This window comes from Pseudomonas sp. 24 E 13, from assembly GCF_900004715.1.
Lineage (GTDB): Bacteria > Pseudomonadota > Gammaproteobacteria > Pseudomonadales > Pseudomonadaceae > Aquipseudomonas > Aquipseudomonas orientalis_A.
Map to the genome: position 1 here is coordinate 21,216 of NZ_CVTO01000136.1, position 16,620 is coordinate 37,835.

At 57.9% G+C, this 16,620-nt stretch carries 15 protein-coding genes; 13 read left to right on the plus strand and 2 right to left on the minus strand.

Annotation, left to right across the window (positions count from 1 at the left end; all coding sequences use genetic code 11):
* The first annotated feature begins 34 nt into the window (after positions 1-34).
* Genes BFP90_RS28405 through BFP90_RS17575 form a run of 4 tightly spaced genes read left to right on the plus strand, consistent with a single transcriptional unit; the run spans position 35 to position 3,600 of the window.
* Positions 35-685, plus strand: coding sequence for a hypothetical protein (locus BFP90_RS28405; protein WP_141688982.1), 651 nt, complete (start codon positions 35-37; stop codon positions 683-685).
* The gene (locus tag BFP90_RS17565; RefSeq protein WP_176718050.1) at positions 678-1,499 is read left to right on the plus strand and encodes an NAD(P)-binding domain-containing protein; all 822 of its coding nucleotides are present in this window, start codon (positions 678-680) and stop codon (positions 1,497-1,499) included. The genes BFP90_RS28405 and BFP90_RS17565 overlap by 8 nt, the downstream gene beginning before the upstream one ends.
* Complete coding sequence (locus tag BFP90_RS17570) at positions 1,496-2,608, plus strand: aminotransferase class I/II-fold pyridoxal phosphate-dependent enzyme (protein ID WP_083203269.1); 1,113 nt, start codon at positions 1,496-1,498, stop codon at positions 2,606-2,608. The genes BFP90_RS17565 and BFP90_RS17570 overlap by 4 nt, the downstream gene beginning before the upstream one ends.
* Positions 2,605-3,600, plus strand: a complete 996-nt coding sequence (locus BFP90_RS17575) for an NAD-dependent epimerase/dehydratase family protein (protein ID WP_065897583.1) — start codon at positions 2,605-2,607, stop codon at positions 3,598-3,600. The genes BFP90_RS17570 and BFP90_RS17575 overlap by 4 nt, the downstream gene beginning before the upstream one ends.
* A 77-nt stretch (positions 3,601-3,677) precedes the next feature.
* Here the strand turns inward: BFP90_RS17575 and sfsA are convergent, their stop codons facing one another.
* The gene (gene sfsA / locus BFP90_RS17580) at positions 3,678-4,391 is read right to left on the minus strand and encodes a DNA/RNA nuclease SfsA (protein ID WP_065897584.1); all 714 of its coding nucleotides are present in this window, start codon (positions 4,389-4,391) and stop codon (positions 3,678-3,680) included.
* Positions 4,391-5,563: a pyridoxal phosphate-dependent aminotransferase gene (locus tag BFP90_RS17585; protein WP_065892280.1), complete on the minus strand. Its 1,173-nt coding sequence runs from the start codon at positions 5,561-5,563 to the stop codon at positions 4,391-4,393. Before BFP90_RS17585 ends, sfsA begins: the two co-directional genes overlap by 1 nt.
* 319 nt (positions 5,564-5,882) lie before the next feature.
* Here BFP90_RS17585 and dksA point away from each other — a divergent pair, with 319 nt between their 5' ends.
* The 9 genes from dksA to panC all read left to right on the plus strand — a co-directional run bounded on the left by dksA (position 5,883) and on the right by panC (position 16,483).
* On the plus strand, positions 5,883-6,314 hold the full coding sequence (gene dksA / locus BFP90_RS17590) for an RNA polymerase-binding protein DksA (protein ID WP_065883968.1): 432 nt from the start codon (positions 5,883-5,885) through the stop codon (positions 6,312-6,314).
* Positions 6,315-6,398: 84 nt separating this feature from the next.
* Positions 6,399-7,286, plus strand: a complete 888-nt coding sequence (gluQRS, locus tag BFP90_RS17595) for a tRNA glutamyl-Q(34) synthetase GluQRS (protein WP_065892278.1) — start codon at positions 6,399-6,401, stop codon at positions 7,284-7,286.
* A gap of 62 nt (positions 7,287-7,348) precedes the next feature.
* Positions 7,349-7,525 carry a hypothetical protein gene (locus tag BFP90_RS28410; protein WP_003176118.1) on the plus strand — a complete coding sequence of 59 codons (177 nt, stop codon included), beginning with the start codon at positions 7,349-7,351 and terminating at the stop codon, positions 7,523-7,525.
* Positions 7,509-10,463: a sensor histidine kinase gene (locus BFP90_RS17600; RefSeq protein ID WP_176718051.1), complete on the plus strand. Its 2,955-nt coding sequence runs from the start codon at positions 7,509-7,511 to the stop codon at positions 10,461-10,463. The genes BFP90_RS28410 and BFP90_RS17600 overlap by 17 nt, the downstream gene beginning before the upstream one ends.
* A 22-nt stretch (positions 10,464-10,485) precedes the next feature.
* The gene (locus BFP90_RS17605) at positions 10,486-11,916 is read left to right on the plus strand and encodes a sigma-54-dependent transcriptional regulator (protein ID WP_065897586.1); all 1,431 of its coding nucleotides are present in this window, start codon (positions 10,486-10,488) and stop codon (positions 11,914-11,916) included.
* A gap of 707 nt (positions 11,917-12,623) precedes the next feature.
* Entirely contained in the window at positions 12,624-14,027 is a 1,404-nt protein-coding gene (locus BFP90_RS17610) for a polynucleotide adenylyltransferase PcnB (protein ID WP_065897587.1), read from the plus strand.
* A 2-nt stretch (positions 14,028-14,029) separates the two neighbouring features.
* Complete coding sequence (gene folK / locus BFP90_RS17615; protein WP_065892272.1) at positions 14,030-14,512, plus strand: 2-amino-4-hydroxy-6-hydroxymethyldihydropteridine diphosphokinase; 483 nt, start codon at positions 14,030-14,032, stop codon at positions 14,510-14,512.
* 322 nt (positions 14,513-14,834) lie between these two features.
* Positions 14,835-15,635: a 3-methyl-2-oxobutanoate hydroxymethyltransferase gene (gene panB / locus BFP90_RS17620; protein ID WP_065883957.1), complete on the plus strand. Its 801-nt coding sequence runs from the start codon at positions 14,835-14,837 to the stop codon at positions 15,633-15,635.
* Positions 15,632-16,483: a pantoate--beta-alanine ligase gene (gene panC, locus BFP90_RS17625; RefSeq protein WP_065897588.1), complete on the plus strand. Its 852-nt coding sequence runs from the start codon at positions 15,632-15,634 to the stop codon at positions 16,481-16,483. Before panB ends, panC begins: the two co-directional genes overlap by 4 nt.
* The last annotated feature ends 137 nt before the right edge of the window (positions 16,484-16,620 follow it).

Below are 16,620 nucleotides of genomic sequence, written 5' to 3' on the forward strand. Positions count from 1 at the left end.
CATTTCAACTAAAGTCCACTCAGAGGCAAACATAATGATCGCCCCTTGGAAGTTTCAATGTGAAAATCTCCACATTCAATTTGAAGCAAACTTTTCTTTTAAGTCGCCAAAGCCTGCCCTCTCGCAGGTGCTGCGTGTTTTGCCTACTGATGCTGCGATCAGCAATACCTTCCTTCTGACTATTTCAAAAATGCGTTCAACTTGCTTTACCGATGAAGACTTCATCACAAGTCATGAAGCCATATTAAAAGTCGCCATTACATGGCGCTCTGCTCGCTACTATTTCCCGGTACTTGCCGTCGTCGACGCCCCTCACTCCATCGCGCGCGGAGCATTATTGGGCTACATGAAAGACATTGGCACTGTAGAAATGGAAAACGACCATAGTCAATTTGATTGGGACCGCACGAAAAACTCTATAACCTTAAGTTCCACTGACAACGAGACTGAAAATATTTTATTACTTCCACACCTCACATTCCGGAACTACCGCACCCCTGATGTAGAGGTAAAAGGATTATCGACACTGGATATCCAAGATCACACATGTTCGCCGACATTGAGATGCACCTCGGCAGTGGTCAACCTTCCCTTTCTGGAAAATTTCGGAATATCACCCATCACGCCGTATAAACTCGGCAAGCTGTCAGAATCTTTTACGCTGAATGGTTGCAACTATGCGTAACATTCTTTTTGTTGGAAAAGGATTGATTACTACTTCACTGGCCGAACGCCTCAGCAGTGCAGGCTGGAAAGTTGACTATTACTCTCGAAGAGAGACAAAATTGAACTCCATCAATCTGTCGAAATATGACTACGTTGTTTCTTGCCTTCCCAACGCAGAAATCTCTACACACGTCTGGAGCAATATTTTAGCAGTCGCGCTCGCCAGCCATGCATTACAAACAGTGTTCATTGAACTTTCGACACTTACCTGTGAGGCAATTAAGCAAATAGGAAACTCGTTTAACGACGAACGTCTGAATTTTATTGAGGCTCCTTTTACTGGCAGCAAAACAGGATCACTGAAAGGGAGCCTGATATATTTCGCCTGTTCGCAAAGCGTAGATACTCAGCATGACCCATTCCTCAATACGACCTCTTCGAAAGTCTATACGTTCGAACATATCAGCGCAGCCACTCAATTTAAATTATTCTATAACCTGTGGGGACTGACTGCGCTCGGGCTTTTAGGTCAAATGCTAAGGCTACTGGAGGCGCTGCCTCAGAACGAACTGGCTGCCACTATAATCACTTCACACGATGACTTCTGGATGAGCTCAATTGCTCGACAAAAGCTTAATCAAAGCCTGGCACGAAACCATCAGGATATACATTGCAAGTTAAAATATGCAAAAAAGGACATAAAGTACGCCTTAGATGAATTTAGCGATTACAAATTAGACTTGTCTCACTGTCTACTTTCTATTTTAGAGTCGGATCAAAGCATCGGCTATGACGAATTGGATTTCACCGCAATGAGTGAATTATTCAAATGACCGGATTACGCCCGATCTCCCGTCAAGCGAAAAATACACTGGCGCTAGCTAAATATCCTGGCGCACAACCTCACTGGGTAGCGGATATGGGTTTTGCAACGCCAGACCCCATACTTTCTGCCGTAAGAGAAAGAATTGAAGAGGGGCATTTTTCCTATCCAAACATTCCACGCTCTGTCTACAAATCCATCCAACAATGGTGCATAGATCAGTATAACTGGAGCATACGAGAAGAATGGATTGTTATAGTTCCTAATACAATATCGGGTGTTCGAACCTCTATCAAGAGCACCTGCCCCCATGGGACCATTGCTGTGCAATCGCCTAACTACGGCAAGCTGCTTAATTTAAGCAAGGGATTTAATTTTACACAGTGGGCAATAGAGCTGACCGAGAATAGCAGGCCGTTCACGACTAGCGATCTAGGTCAAATTAGAGAGATCAGGCCATCTGCAATTATTCTCTGCAACCCTACTAACCCGACCGGAATTGTTTCAACCCGAGAAGAGCTTGAAAGGCTAGCATTCAATATCAAAGGTCTTGACACAGTCGTTATTTCGGATGAGGCTCACGCGGATATAATTCTCGGTGACTGTCGTCATTTTCCAGCGGGATCAATAAACGGACTGGAAAACAAATCTATTACGCTTCTATCGCCTAGTAAGACTTTTAATTTAGCTGGCATATCCATAGGCTATGCCGTTATCCCATGCCCAACGATTCGCGAGAAGTTTAAAGAAACCCAGTCATTTTTCGCCACCGGCATAAACGCATTGGGGCTCGTGGCGCTTGAAAGTGCTTACTTCAATTGCTCCAACTGGCTCCAGTTATTGCTGCAGCAGTTGAAGCTCAATCAGAACATCATCCAAACTACGCTTCGTCATACGTCGCTTAAGTACAGCCCCTCAGAAGCAACCTACCTTGCATGGATTGATACCAGGGCGGCCGACGGGGATGTCTTTGCCAAACTTCTGCAAGCAGGCGTCGCAGTATCCGACGGTCACGAGTTTGGTTCGCCCGGTTGGATCAGATTTAATTTTGCTTGCCCGCAAGATCAGCTGGCAACGGCGACATCTACGTTCTTAGATTTATTCGGGAGTATTAAATGAAAATCCTCATAACTGGAGGCGCCGGCTACATAGGCAGCACAATTTGCTTGGCCCTGGCCGACGCCGGGCATCATCCGGTTATCCTTGATGAGCAACCTTGCCGCGCAGAAGAAGCCGCTGGAAAGTTTTCATACTATCAAGGTGATATTTCTGACCGGCAACTTCTCACGCAGATTATAAAGGCTCATCCTGACCTTTCCTTGGTCGTTCATTGTGCAGCAAAAATTGACGTCGCCGAATCTATAACAAGACCAGACACTTATTATGAAAATAATTTTTCAAAGTCAATAAACATGGTTAACCATCTGCTTGATTTGGGCGTCAACAAGTTAATTTTAAGCGGAACCGCAGCTCTTTACAGCGCAGACAATGCACATCGTTTTGACGAACATTCAAATCCTGTCCCAATGAGCCCCTATGCCAGATCCAAATACTTTCTTGAGCTGGCACTCAAAGACATTTCTAACGTAAGGAACTTTCAATTTCTTACTTTCCGATATTTCAACCCCATTGGCAGTGATCACTCATTCAGAACGGGCTTCAGAGGGGACAATAAAAGCAGTCTTTTAAATTCGCTGATCCAATGCGCAGCTTCAAGGCAGCCATTTCAAATCAACGGCACTGACTGGAATACTCGGGATGGTTCTACGGTCCGGGACTTTGTGGACGTGGCAGACCTTGCGGCCGCACACGTGCTGGCTGCGCTTGCCTTTAACAACAATAGTTTATCGGTACCGCTGAACCGGTTTGGAATGCCTGTCATCAACCTGGGTTCCGAGCGAGGCGTTACTGTAGAGGAGTTTGTGCTGGCATTCATGAGTGCCACTAAATCTGAATTGGTCGTAAACAGGGCTGGGCGTCGCCCGGGCGACATTATTGGCGGTTATGCATCGAGTAAGCTGGCCCGTGAGTTGTTGGGGTGGGCGCCTTCAACCCCACTTCAGACCTCCATTCTTAATTCGATCCGTTGGGCCGCCACCTTAAACAAGTAGATTGGGCGTGGCCTGGTCGATGCGTGACCAGGCTTTGCCGTCTGTGATGATGATAAGCAGGAAGTCCGCAACGACGTTCAATTACCCAGAACGATCTGGATCGGCCGCTCAATGCGGATTTCTTCGTGCGTGACCCGCACACCGTAAGCTAAAACTTCAACGCCGGCAGCCTTGGCCTCACGCAATGCGGCGGCATAGCCAGCGTCGATTTCCTCGGCGGGCCGCACCGCATCAACACCCGATAGACACACGCAATACAACTGCACCGCCCGCACACCTTCACGCGCCAGGTAAGCCAGCTCCCGCAAGTGCTTGGCGCCGCGCTGGGTCACCGCATCAGGGAATGCCGCCACTGAGCTGCCATCAAAGCCCAAGGTGACACTTTTAACCTCGACAAACGCGGCCCCCTGGGGGTATTCCAGGCGAAAATCGATCCGGCTCTTTTCCTGACCGTAGGGCACTTCTCGCTTCAACGCAGTGAACCCGTTGAGCTCAGTGATGACGCCGGCGCGCAGTGCTTCCTCGACCAACTGATTGGCGCGTGCCGTATTCACGCATGCCAGCCGCCCCTGAGGCGTTTCGGCGATTTCCCAGGTGCCTGGCAACTTGCGCTTGGGGTCGGCGGAACGGCTGAACCAGACCTGGCCACCTTCGACCATGCAGTTAAGCATCGAACCGGTGTTCGGGCAGTGAATGGTGAGCAACTCGCCGGTAAGCGTCTCGATATCGGTGAGAAAGCGCTTGTAGCGGCGGATCAGCCGCCCTTCTTCGAGGGGAGGATGAAAACGCATCAGCCTTGCCAGCTCCGCAGGCCACGGGCAATCCGCTCCACCGCTTCTTGTAGTCGATCAAGGTTTTGCGTGTAGGCAAAGCGCACATGATGACCCGCCTGATAACGCCCGAAATCCAGCCCGGGGGTAAAGGCCACATATTCTGTTTCCAGGAAATGCCGGCAGAACGCGAAGGCATCACCGCCGAACGCGCTGATATCGGCATAAAGATAGAACGCTCCTTCCGGTTCCACCGCGATCCTGAAGCCCAACTCGCGCAGGGCCGGCAGCAGGAAGTCACGACGTCGGCCGAATTCGGCGCGACGCTCTTCCAGAATGCTCAGGGTTTGCGCGGTGAAGCAGGCCAGGGCTGCATGCTGGGCCATGCTCGGCGCACTGATGTAGAGGTTCTGCGCCAGCTTCTCCAATTCACCCACTGCTTCAGGGGGCGCCACCAGCCAGCCCAGGCGCCAGCCGGTCATGCCGAAATACTTCGAAAAACTATTCAGGACGAATGCATCGTCATCGACTTCCAGCACGCTCGCGGCGTCTGCGCCGTAGGTGAGGCCGTGATAGATCTCGTCCACCACCAAGTGGCCGTCACGCGCCTTGACGGCACTCGACAGCCCGGCCAGTTCGTCCCGAGTCAGCATGGTCCCGGTAGGATTGGCCGGGGAGGCAACCAGCGCGCCCACGCTGTCCTGGTTCCAGTGTTCGGCCACCAGGTCGGCGGTCAATTGGTAACGCACCTGTGGCCCCACCGGCACCAACTGCGCCGCGCCCTCCACCAGGCGCAAAAAATGCCGGTTGCAGGGGTAGCCTGGATCCGCCAACAGCCAGTGCTTGCCCGGATCCACCAGCAGGCTGGTGGCGAGTAACAACGCGCCGGAGCCACCGGGCGTGATCAGAATGCGCTGCGGATCAATGTTCAACCCATAGCGCTGCTGGTAGAAACCGCTGATCGCGTCACGCAACTCGGGCAGCCCACGGGCGGCGGTGTAGCGCGTCTTGCCGTTGGCCAGGGCCGCCTGGCCAGCCTGGATAATCGGTTCGGCGGTGGTGAAGTCCGGCTCGCCGATTTCCAGATGGATCACGTCGCGGCCGGCTGATTGCAGCTCATTGGCCCGCGCCAGTAACGCCATGACATGAAAAGGTTCGATGGCGCGACTGCGCGCACTGTAGGGCTGAGCCATTAGCCTTCCTTAGACGGTGAGGACAAAATCCGGATTCTACCGAACCCTGGCGTTAAAACATGCTCTATTGCCTGCCCTACCGACTTGACGGTACGGGCAAGCGCCGGCAAAACGACTAAAATCAACATTCGAGACAAGACATACCCAGCCACGACGGGGCCCTGCAGTTTGCAACCCCGGCGCGACAGGCTCGACAACCGGGAGTGGCGCACCCCGAATCTATCTGGTAAGTTCGCCCGCTTGCAGCCGCAGGGCCGGCAGGTGTCGGTGACGTTGCAATCCTGCGCAATGGATTAGAAGAGTGAGAGGCGGTCTATTCATGTCCACCCAAGAAAAGCAAAGCATCAGCGGCTTCGAACCTTACGTAGAGAAGAAAGGTGAGGAGTACATGGGCGAGCCCATGCGCTTGCACTTCACCAAGATCCTGAACAAGTGGAAACAGGACTTGATGCAGGAGGTTGACCGTACCGTTGACCACATGAAGGACGAAGCAGCCAACTTCCCTGACCCGGCCGACCGTGCGAGCCAGGAAGAAGAGTTCGCCCTCGAACTGCGCGCCCGTGATCGCGAGCGCAAGTTGATCAAGAAGATCGACAAGACCCTGCAACTGATCAAAGACGAAGAATACGGCTGGTGCGAATCCTGCGGCGTCGAGATTGGTATTCGTCGCCTGGAAGCCCGCCCGACCGCGGACCTCTGTGTAGACTGCAAGACCTTGGCCGAAATCAAGGAAAAACAGGTCGGCAAGTAATACCTGCCGAGCTGAAGGAATGGGGCGTGCGAACGCCCCATTTTTGTGTCTGGCGTTTACCGATTTTCCAGTAGTATCCGGCCCATGACTGCCTCTACCTACATCGGGCGTTTCGCCCCCACGCCCAGCGGCCATTTGCACTTCGGCTCCCTGGTCGCCGCCCTCGCCTCCTACCTCGACGCCCGCGCCAACCAGGGGCGCTGGCTGATGCGCATGGAAGACCTCGATCCGCCCCGGGAAGAACCCGGCGCCCAGGCGGCAATTCTGCATGCCCTTGAGCGCTACGGCTTTGAGTGGGACGGCGAACTGCTCCGGCAAAGCGAGCGGCACGAGGCCTACGCCAAGGTACTGAACGATTTGTTCAACCACGGCCTGGCCTACGCCTGCACCTGCTCGCGCAAACAGCTGGAGCCCTACAACGGGATTTACCCCGGACTTTGCCGCAACGCCGGCCACGACCAGCAAGATGCCGCTATCCGTCTGCGCGTACCCGAGCTTGAATATCATTTTACCGACCGGGTACAGGGCCCATTCCGACAGCACCTGGGGCGCGATGCGGGCGACTTCATCATCCGCCGCCGCGACGGCCTGTACGCCTACCAATTGGCCGTGGTCCTGGATGACGCCTGGCAAGGCGTTACCGACATCGTGCGCGGCGCCGACCTGCTCGACTCCACGCCGCGCCAGCTTTACCTGCAGGAACTGCTCGGCCTGCGCCAGCCGCGCTACCTGCATGTGCCGCTGATCGTCCAGCCGGACGGTAACAAACTGGGCAAGTCGTACCGTTCGCCACCGCTGACCGCAGACCAGGCCGCGCCGTTGCTGCTCAGAGCACTGCGCGCCCTCGGTCAGCCGGCCGGCGATGAACTGCTTTACGCGAGCCCCAGGGAATTGCTGGATTGGGGCATCCAGCAGTGGGATGCCACACTGATCCCGCGCACACTCACGCTGGCCGAAGCGCAATTGCGCTGAAGGCGCTTGCAGCTTGCCGGGCATCCGTTACCATCGCGGCAGTTTTTTAATCAGAGGCCAACATGTACATCTATCGATTGGTCCTGCTGCTGGTCGTCGGGATCTACCTGTTTTCCCCCGCCATCATGGACTGGTGGATCGACGCCACGGGCGCCTGGTACCGGCCTTATCTGCTGTGGCTGATCCTGATCGTCGTGACTTTCATCCTGCAGAGCCAAAAAGATGCCGATGAGCTTTAGCCTCACCCAGATGCTGCTGATCAGCGCCGCCTACCTGGCGGCGTTGTTCGGCGTCGCCTGGATCAGTGAGCGCGGAATGATTCCGCGGGCGATCATTCGCCATCCGTTGACCTACACCTTGTCCCTGGGCGTGTACGCCAGCGCCTGGGCGTTCTACGGTACGGTAGGCCTGGCCTATCAATACGGCTACGGGTTCCTTTCCAGCTACCTCGGGGTGTCCGGTGCGTTCCTGCTGGCACCAGTGCTGCTGTACCCGATCCTGAAAATCACCCGTACCTATCAGTTGTCCTCCCTGGCGGACCTGTTTGCCTTTCGCTTTCGCAGCACCTGGGCCGGTGCGCTTACCACGATCTTCATGTTGATCGGCGTGCTGCCGTTGCTGGCCCTGCAGATCCAGGCGGTGGCCGACTCCATCAGCATCCTGACCCGCGAGCCCGTGCAACATCGTGTTGCCCTGGCCTTCTGCGCCTTGATCAGCCTGTTCACGATTTTCTTCGGCTCACGCCATATCGCCACCCGCGAAAAACACCAGGGCCTGGTGTTCGCGATTGCCTTCGAGTCGGTCATCAAGTTGATTGCCATCGGCGGTGTCGGCCTTTACGCGCTTTACGGCGTGTTCGACGGCCCGCAACAGTTGGAATTGTGGTTGCTGCAAAACCAGACGGCCCTTGCCGCGTTGCACACGCCGCTGCAGGAGGGCCCGTGGCGAACGCTGTTGCTGGTGTTCTTCGCGTCGGCGATCGTGATGCCGCACATGTACCACATGACCTTCACCGAAAACCTCAATCCACGCTCGCTGGTCAGCGCCAGCTGGGGTTTGCCCCTGTTCCTGCTGTTGATGAGCCTGGCGGTGCCGCTGATCCTCTGGGCCGGCCTGAAACTGGGGGCCACCACCAACCCCGAGTATTTCACCCTCGGCATCGGTATCGCGGCCAAAAGCCCGGCCCTGGCGCTGCTGGCGTACGTCGGCGGTTTGTCCGCGGCCAGCGGCCTGATCATTGTCACCACGCTGGCCCTCTCCGGCATGGCGCTTAACCACCTGGTGCTGCCGCTGTACCAGCCACCGGCCGAAGGCAATATCTACCGCTGGCTGAAATGGACGCGTCGCGCGCTGATCGTCGCGATCATCATGGCCGGCTACGCCTTTTACCTGCTGCTGGGCGCCGGACAGGACCTGGCCAACCTCGGCATCGTGGCCTTTGTCGCCACCTTGCAGTTCCTGCCGGGCGTGCTGTCGGTGCTGTACTGGCCCACCGCCAACCGCCGAGGCTTCATCGCCGGGTTGCTGGCGGGCATCCTGGTGTGGCTGGTCACCATGCTGCTACCGCTGGTCGGCAACCTGCAGGGGTTCTATATCCCCTTGCTGAACATGATTTACGTGCTGGACGACACCAGCTGGCACATGGCCGCAATCGCCTCGCTGGCCGCCAACGTGCTGATGTTCACGCTGATCTCGTTGTTCACCAATGCCAGCCCCGAAGAAATCAGCGCCGCCGAAGCCTGCGCGGTGGACAACGTGCGCCGCCCGCAACGCCGCGAGCTGCATGCGGCCTCGCCCCAGGAATTCGCTACGCAACTGGCCAAGCCACTCGGCGCCAAGGCCGCGCAAAAGGAAGTCGAGCAGGCCTTGCGCGATTTGTACCTGCCGTTCGACGAGCGCCGCCCCTATGCCCTGCGGCGTTTGCGTGACCGTATCGAAGCCAACCTGTCGGGGTTGATGGGCCCCAGCGTGTCCCAGGACATGGTGGAAACCTTCCTGCCCTATAAGGCGGGCGGCGAGAACTACGTGACCGAAGACATCCACTTCATCGAAAGCCGGCTCGAGGACTACCACTCGCGCCTCACCGGCCTGGCCGCCGAGCTCGATGCCCTGCGCCGTTATCACCGCCAGACCCTGCAGGAACTGCCGATGGGCGTGTGTTCCCTGGCCAAGGACCAGGAAATCCTGATGTGGAACAAGGCCATGGAAGAGCTCACCGGTATCGCCGCGCAACGCGTGGTCGGCTCTCGCCTCAATACCCTGGGCGACCCCTGGAAAGAATTGTTGCAGGGTTTTATCAACCTGCCCGACGAGCATTTGCACAAACAGCACCTGGCGCTCGACGGCCAGACCCGCTGGCTGAACTTGCACAAGGCCGCCATTGACGAGCCCCTGGCCCCCGGTAACAGCGGCCTGGTGTTACTGGTCGAAGACCTCACCGACACGCAGATGCTCGAAGACAAGCTGGTGCACTCCGAGCGCCTGGCCAGCATCGGTCGCCTGGCCGCCGGCGTGGCTCACGAGATCGGCAACCCGATCACCGGCATCGCCTGCCTGGCGCAGAACCTGCGCGAAGAGCGCGAGGAAGACGGTGAAATCACCGAGATCAGCGGGCAAATCCTCGAGCAGACCAAGCGCGTGTCGCGCATCGTGCAGTCACTGATGAGCTTTGCCCACTCCGGCGCCCACCAGAATCAGGACGAAGCGGTGTGCCTGGCCGAAGTGGCGCAGGACGCCATTGGGCTGCTGGCCTTGAACCGGCGCAATTTCGAAGTACAGTTCTTTAACTTGTGCGATCCGGACCATTGGGTCGATGGCGACTCGCAACGCCTGGCCCAGGTCCTGATCAACCTGCTGTCCAACGCTCGCGACGCCTCCCCGCCGCACAGTGCGGTACGCGTCAAGAGCGAGGCTTTCGAGCACACGGTCGACCTGATCGTGGAAGACGAAGGCAGCGGCATTCCACAGAACATCATGGACCGATTGTTCGAACCTTTCTTCACCACCAAGGACCCGGGTGAAGGTACCGGTCTGGGCCTTGCACTGGTCTATTCCATCGTTGAAGAGCATTATGGACAAATCACCATCGACAGCCCGGCTGACACCGAAAGCCAACGCGGCACCCGTATTCGGGTGACCTTGCCGCGTCATGTCGAAGCGACGTCCGCTGTGAACTGAGACCGTCGAGAGAATTGAATCAATGCCGCACATTTTGATCGTCGAAGACGAAACCATTATCCGCTCTGCCTTGCGTCGCCTGCTTGAACGTAATCAGTACCAGGTCAGCGAAGCCGGCTCGGTGCAGGAAGCCCAGGAGCGGTTCAGCATTCCCACGTTCGACCTGATCGTCAGCGACCTGCGCCTGCCGGGCGCACCGGGTACCGAATTGATCAAGCTGGGCCAGGGCACGCCGGTGCTGATCATGACCAGCTACGCCAGCCTGCGCTCGGCGGTGGACTCGATGAAGATGGGCGCGGTGGACTACATCGCCAAGCCTTTTGACCACGACGAGATGCTTCAGGCAGTGGCCCGCATCCTGCGTGACCGTCAGTCGGCCGGCAGTGCGCCGGTCGAACAACGTCCGGCAGGCAAGGCTGCCGACAAACCGGGCGTCGACAACAGCAACGGCGAGATCGGCATCATTGGTTCCTGCCCGCCCATGCAGGACCTTTACAGTAAGATCCGCAAGGTCGCGCCGACCGACTCCAATGTATTGATCCAGGGTGAGTCGGGCACCGGCAAGGAACTGGTGGCCCGCGCCCTGCATAACCTGTCCAAGCGAGCCAAGGCTCCGATGATTTCGGTGAACTGCGCGGCAATCCCCGAATCCTTGATCGAGTCCGAATTGTTCGGCCACGAAAAAGGCGCGTTCACCGGTGCCAGCGCCGGGCGCGCGGGCCTGGTCGAAGCGGCCGACGGCGGCACGCTGTTCCTCGACGAGATCGGCGAACTGCCCCTGGAAGCACAGGCACGCTTGCTGCGTGTGTTGCAGGAAGGCGAGATTCGCCGGGTCGGGTCGGTGCAATCGCAAAAGGTCGATGTACGCCTGATCGCCGCGACGCACCGTGACCTCAAGAGCCTGGCCAAGATCGGCCAATTTCGCGAAGACTTGTATTACCGCTTGCACGTGATTGCGCTCAAGCTACCGGCACTGCGTGAGCGGGGCGCAGATGTCAACGAAATCGCCCAGGCGTTTCTGCTGCGCCAGAGCGCGCGCATCAACCGCACCGACCTGAAATTTGCGCCCGACGCGGAGCAGGTGATCCGGCATTACTCATGGCCGGGCAACGTGCGCGAACTGGAAAACGCCGTCGAGCGTGCGGTCATCCTGTCGGAAAGCCCGGAAATATCCGCCGAGCTGCTGGGCATCGATATCGAACTCAGCGATCTGGACGACGACGACTTCATCGGCCTGGCGCCGCAACAGGGCGCGGGCAGCAATACCAGCCACGAGCCGACGGAAGATTTGTCCCTGGAAGACTATTTCCAGCACTTCGTCCTCGAGCACCAGGACCACATGACCGAGACCGAACTGGCACGCAAGCTGGGCGTGAGCCGCAAGTGCCTGTGGGAACGTCGCCAGCGCCTGGGCATTCCACGGCGCAAGACCGGCGTCGCCAGCGAAAGTTGAGGGGCCGCGCCACAGGTAACACGTGCAGATGTGAAAAAACTGTTACCGCGGATATTTCGCGTAACAAAAGCCGGGGCTTACGGTAACGAAGCCCCGGCTTTTTTTGCTCCCTCAAAAACCCGAATCAGCCTCAAACCCCCGGTTTTGCTGGGCAACGCTAAAGTTGGCACGCACCCTGCTATATGCTTAGTACAAAAACAATAAAAAGCTTTGTACAAGACAATAAAAATAAGACGAATCGACTCACGCATAACAAAAACAACACGGCGGAGGCGCAGCTAACTGATTCTTTTGGAGAGGCGTTGCATTTGGGGCTTGCCCCGCAACCAGGCCGAGAACAACAAAAACTGCCCTAAGGCAGAGCCTGAACTGGTTGGATCGTAGATCAGCAACACAGCGACCAAAGCAATCCGTTTGCTCTTGCTCCCGATTGGGAGTGTCATGAAGGTGAAGCTTCATGACGAGGGCGATCAACAAAAACAAGAAGCCCGAAACCAATAATAAAAATAGAGCACGCAACTACTTCTGGGGGAGCTTCGGCTCCCCTTGTAGTTTCCGACAGATTGCCCCTGGATTGCCCCTCAAACGCTTTTGGCGCAACGCCCGCAGCTTGTTCCTACACCATCCCCTGACTAAATGCTAGAATCCCGGCCCATCATGCGGTCATTCTTCGTTATGGCCGAACATTCCTTCAAACAGTGCATCCCATGCTGAAGAAGTTGTTCCAGTCATTCCGTTCCCCCTTGCGTCGTACGCAACACATTCGCAGCACGCCTGAAGTGCTTAACAGCAATCAGCATTCATTGCAGCGCGCTCAATTCAGCCGTTACGCAGTGAACATCGTCGAACGTTTGCAGAACGCCGGCTACCAGGCCTACCTGGTGGGCGGTTGCGTACGCGACATGCTGCTCAATATCACGCCGAAGGATTTCGACGTCGCCACCAGCGCCACGCCTGAACAGGTACGTGCCGAGTTTCGCAATGCGCGGATCATCGGGCGCCGCTTCAAGCTGGTGCATATCCACTTCGGTCGCGAAATCATCGAAGTCGCGACGTTCCGCGCCGGCCATCCGCAAAACGATGAAGAGGAAGACACCAATCAGTCTTCCCGCAACGAGAGCGGACGCATCCTGCGTGACAATGTCTACGGCACCCTGGAAGAAGACGCGCAACGCCGCGACTTCACCATCAATGCCCTGTATTACGATCCGGTCAGCGAGCGCATCCTCGATTACGCCAACGGCGTACACGACATCCGCAACAACCTGATCCGCCTGATCGGCGAGCCGACGCAGCGCTACCAGGAAGACCCGGTGCGCATGCTGCGTGCGGTGCGGTTCGCCGCCAAGCTGAACTTCGGCATCGAGAAACACACGGCCGCACCGATTCGCGAACTGGCACCGATGCTGCGGGAGATTCCGTCGGCACGCCTGTTCGAAGAAGTGCTCAAGCTGTTCCTCTCGGGCTATGCGGCCGACACCTTCGAGATGCTCGTCGACTTGCAGTTGTTCGATCCACTGTTCCCGGCCAGCGCCGAGGCCCTGGAGCACAACCCGACGTACACCCACACCCTGATCAGCGAAGCCTTGATCAGCACCGATTTGCGCATCAAACAGAACAAGCCGGTCACTCCGGCCTTCCTGTTTGCCGCGCTGTTGTGGCCGGCCCTGCCCAAGCGTGTACTGCGCTTGCAGGACCGCGGCATGCCGCCGATCCCTGCCATGCAGGAAGCCGCCCACGAGTTGATCAGCGAACAGTGCCAGCGCATCGCCATTCCGAAGCGCTTCACCCTGCCGATCCGCGAGATCTGGGACATGCAGGAGCGCCTGCCGCGCCGCAGCGGCAAACGCGCCGACCTGTTGCTGGACAACCCACGCTTTCGCGCCGGCTACGACTTCCTGTTGCTGCGCGAAAGCGCCGGCGAGCAGACCGACGGCCTGGGTGAATGGTGGACCGACTACCAGGACGCCAATGACAGCCAGCGCCGCGAGATGATTCGTGAACTCGGCAGCAAAGGCGACAGCACCGGCGAAGGGCCGAAAAAGCGCCGCCGCAGCTCCAGCAAGCGCAAACGCAGCGCCGCCGATGCCTCAGGCGCAACAGGCGAATAAACGTGGAACGTATCTACATTGGCATGGGCAGCAACCTGGCTGCCCCGCAACAGCAATTGCGCAGCGCGATCGACGCCTTGGCGCAATTGCCCGGCACCACCCTCGCCGGTGTATCCGCCTTCTATCAAAGTGACTCCCTGCTCCCGGGCCAACCGCGCTATACCAATGCGGTGGCAGCCCTGGACAGCGACCTTGCGCCACTCGACCTGCTCGACGCGCTGCAAAGCATCGAAAACGACCAGGGTCGCGAACGCCTTGAGCGTTGGGGCCCACGCACGCTGGACCTGGATATCCTGCTGTTCGGTGACCGCCTGATCGACGAGCCGCGCCTCAAGGTGCCGCATTACCAGATGCACCTGCGGGCGTTTGTGCTTTATCCGCTGGTCGAACTGGCACCTGCGAACCTGTCATTACCTGATGGCCCAACCCTGCGCGACTTACTGGCGGACTGCCCGTTTGTCGGCCTGGAACGCTTACCTCTGTAGGAGCGAGCTTGCTCGCGAAAATCGTCAACGATAACGCGCACAGCCTGATTAAACGCGGTGCCTAAGCGTTCTTCGCGAGCAAGCTCGCTCCTACAATCGCGTCAGTAACAGCGGTAACACCGTCATCGTAACAATGCGGTAACACATCCAATTGACTTCCCGTGTCCTCCTCACGACTATAGGCGTCCCGCTGCCGCCAGCCCGGCGCTGAAGGGCGCAATCCAGGCCTTATAAGCACTGCTCTCAAGACAGTGCGCCTGTATAAACGAAGACTCACGCGCGTTACTCGCTGTTTCCAAGCGCCTGAACGAGGACCCTTTTCATGCCAGACATTACCCTGACCACCTTGCAGAGCCTCAAGCTCAAAGGTGAAAAAATCACCATGCTGACCTGCTACGACGCTACCTTCGCCCACGCCAGCTGTCAGGCCGGGGTCGAGGTGTTGCTGGTAGGCGACTCCCTGGGCATGGTACTTCAAGGGAATGACAGCACACTCCCCGTCACCACCGACGAACTCGCGTACCACACCGCCAGCGTCAAGCGTGGCAATGACGGTGCGTTTATCATCGCCGACCTGCCGTTCATGGGGTATGCCACCCTCGAACAGACCTTCCAGAACGCCGGCAAACTGATGCAGGCGGGTGCGCACATGATCAAGGTCGAAGGCGCCGTATGGCTCGCCGAGTCGATCCGACTGCTGGCTGAGCGCGGCGTCCCGGTATGCGCGCACATGGGCCTGACGCCGCAGTCGGTCAACCTGCTCGGCGGCTACAAGGTACAGGGCCGCAATGAAGCCCAGGCACGCCAGATGCGTGCCGATGCCATCGCCCTGGAACAAGCCGGCGCCGCGATGATTCTGCTGGAGTGCGTGCCCAGTGAACTGGCCGCCGAAATCACCCAGGCCGTCAAGGTACCGGTGATCGGCATCGGTGCCGGCGCCGCCACCGACGGCCAGGTGCTGGTGCTGCACGATATGCTCGGCTTGTCGATCAGCGGCCACGTGCCCAAGTTCGTGAAGAACTTCATGGCCGGCCAGCCCAGCATTCACGCCGCACTGAGCGCTTACGTCAGCGAAGTCAAAGCCGTGACCTTTCCCGGCACCGAACACGGATTTTCTGCATGAACACCGTTAAAACCCTACGTGAACTGCGCGCCGCCGTGACCCACGCGCGCAGTGCCGGCAAGCGCATCGGCTTCGTGCCGACCATGGGCAACCTGCACAGTGGCCACGCCACCCTGGTGAGCAAGGCCGCGCAGCAATCGGACTTCGTCGTGGCGAGCATTTTCGTCAACCCGTTGCAATTCGGCGCCGGCGAAGACCTGGACAAATACCCGCGCACCCTGGCCGCCGACCAGGAAATGCTGCTGCAAGCCGGCTGCAACCTGCTCTTCGCGCCCACGGTCGAGGAGATTTACCCCGACGGCATGGCCGGCCAGACCCGCGTCAGCGTCCCCCAGTTGTCCGAAGGCCTGTGCGGGGCCAGCCGCCCAGGGCATTTCGAAGGCGTCGCCACGGTGGTCAGCAAGCTGTTCAACATGGTCCAGCCGGATATGGCCGTATTTGGCCAGAAGGACTACCAGCAACTGGCGGTGATCCGCGCCATGGTGCATGACCTGAACATGCCGATCCAGATCATCGGCGAGCCGACCGTACGTGCCGCCGATGGCCTGGCGCTGTCATCGCGCAACGGTTATCTCACCCAGGAGCAACGCGCAATTGCCCCCGTGCTGTACCGCAGCCTCAGCCAGATGGCCAACGCCATCAAGAGCGGTGAGCGGGATTTCGCCACACTGCGCGCCGAGCACATCCGGCAGATCGAAGCCGCCGGCTTGCGCATGGACTACCTGGAAGTGCGTCAAGGCGTGCACTTGCGTCCGGCCACGCCCGAAGACCGGGACATCGTGATCCTGGTAGCGGCCTATCTGGGCACGACACGCCTGATCGACAACCTGCACCTGAACCTCAACTGACCCTGCTCGACACCCCGCCGATTGCCTTCATCGCTATGCCGGTATAAAAAAGTACCGGCATCAGCGCAGACAAAGCCAAGACATATCGACACGCTAGGTTTAATGTAATCGCCCTGCGCTCCTGGTTAGCGCTGTCC

Bases quoted from the DNA above. Each gene is read 5' to 3' on its own strand.
- BFP90_RS28405 (WP_141688982.1), top strand. From the start codon at position 35: ATGATCGCCCCTTGGAAGTTTCAATGTGAAAATCTCCACATTCAATTT.
- BFP90_RS17565 (WP_176718050.1), top strand. From the start codon at position 678: ATGCGTAACATTCTTTTTGTTGGAAAAGGATTGATTACTACTTCACTG.
- BFP90_RS17570 (WP_083203269.1), top strand. From the start codon at position 1,496: ATGACCGGATTACGCCCGATCTCCCGTCAAGCGAAAAATACACTGGCG.
- BFP90_RS17575 (WP_065897583.1), top strand. From the start codon at position 2,605: ATGAAAATCCTCATAACTGGAGGCGCCGGCTACATAGGCAGCACAATT.
- sfsA (WP_065897584.1), bottom strand. From the start codon at position 4,391: ATGCGTTTTCATCCTCCCCTCGAAGAAGGGCGGCTGATCCGCCGCTAC.
- BFP90_RS17585 (WP_065892280.1), bottom strand. From the start codon at position 5,563: ATGGCTCAGCCCTACAGTGCGCGCAGTCGCGCCATCGAACCTTTTCAT.
- dksA (WP_065883968.1), top strand. From the start codon at position 5,883: ATGTCCACCCAAGAAAAGCAAAGCATCAGCGGCTTCGAACCTTACGTA.
- gluQRS (WP_065892278.1), top strand. From the start codon at position 6,399: ATGACTGCCTCTACCTACATCGGGCGTTTCGCCCCCACGCCCAGCGGC.
- BFP90_RS28410 (WP_003176118.1), top strand. From the start codon at position 7,349: ATGTACATCTATCGATTGGTCCTGCTGCTGGTCGTCGGGATCTACCTG.
- BFP90_RS17600 (WP_176718051.1), top strand. From the start codon at position 7,509: ATGCCGATGAGCTTTAGCCTCACCCAGATGCTGCTGATCAGCGCCGCC.
- BFP90_RS17605 (WP_065897586.1), top strand. From the start codon at position 10,486: ATGCCGCACATTTTGATCGTCGAAGACGAAACCATTATCCGCTCTGCC.
- BFP90_RS17610 (WP_065897587.1), top strand. From the start codon at position 12,624: ATGCTGAAGAAGTTGTTCCAGTCATTCCGTTCCCCCTTGCGTCGTACG.
- panB (WP_065883957.1), top strand. From the start codon at position 14,835: ATGCCAGACATTACCCTGACCACCTTGCAGAGCCTCAAGCTCAAAGGT.
- panC (WP_065897588.1), top strand. From the start codon at position 15,632: ATGAACACCGTTAAAACCCTACGTGAACTGCGCGCCGCCGTGACCCAC.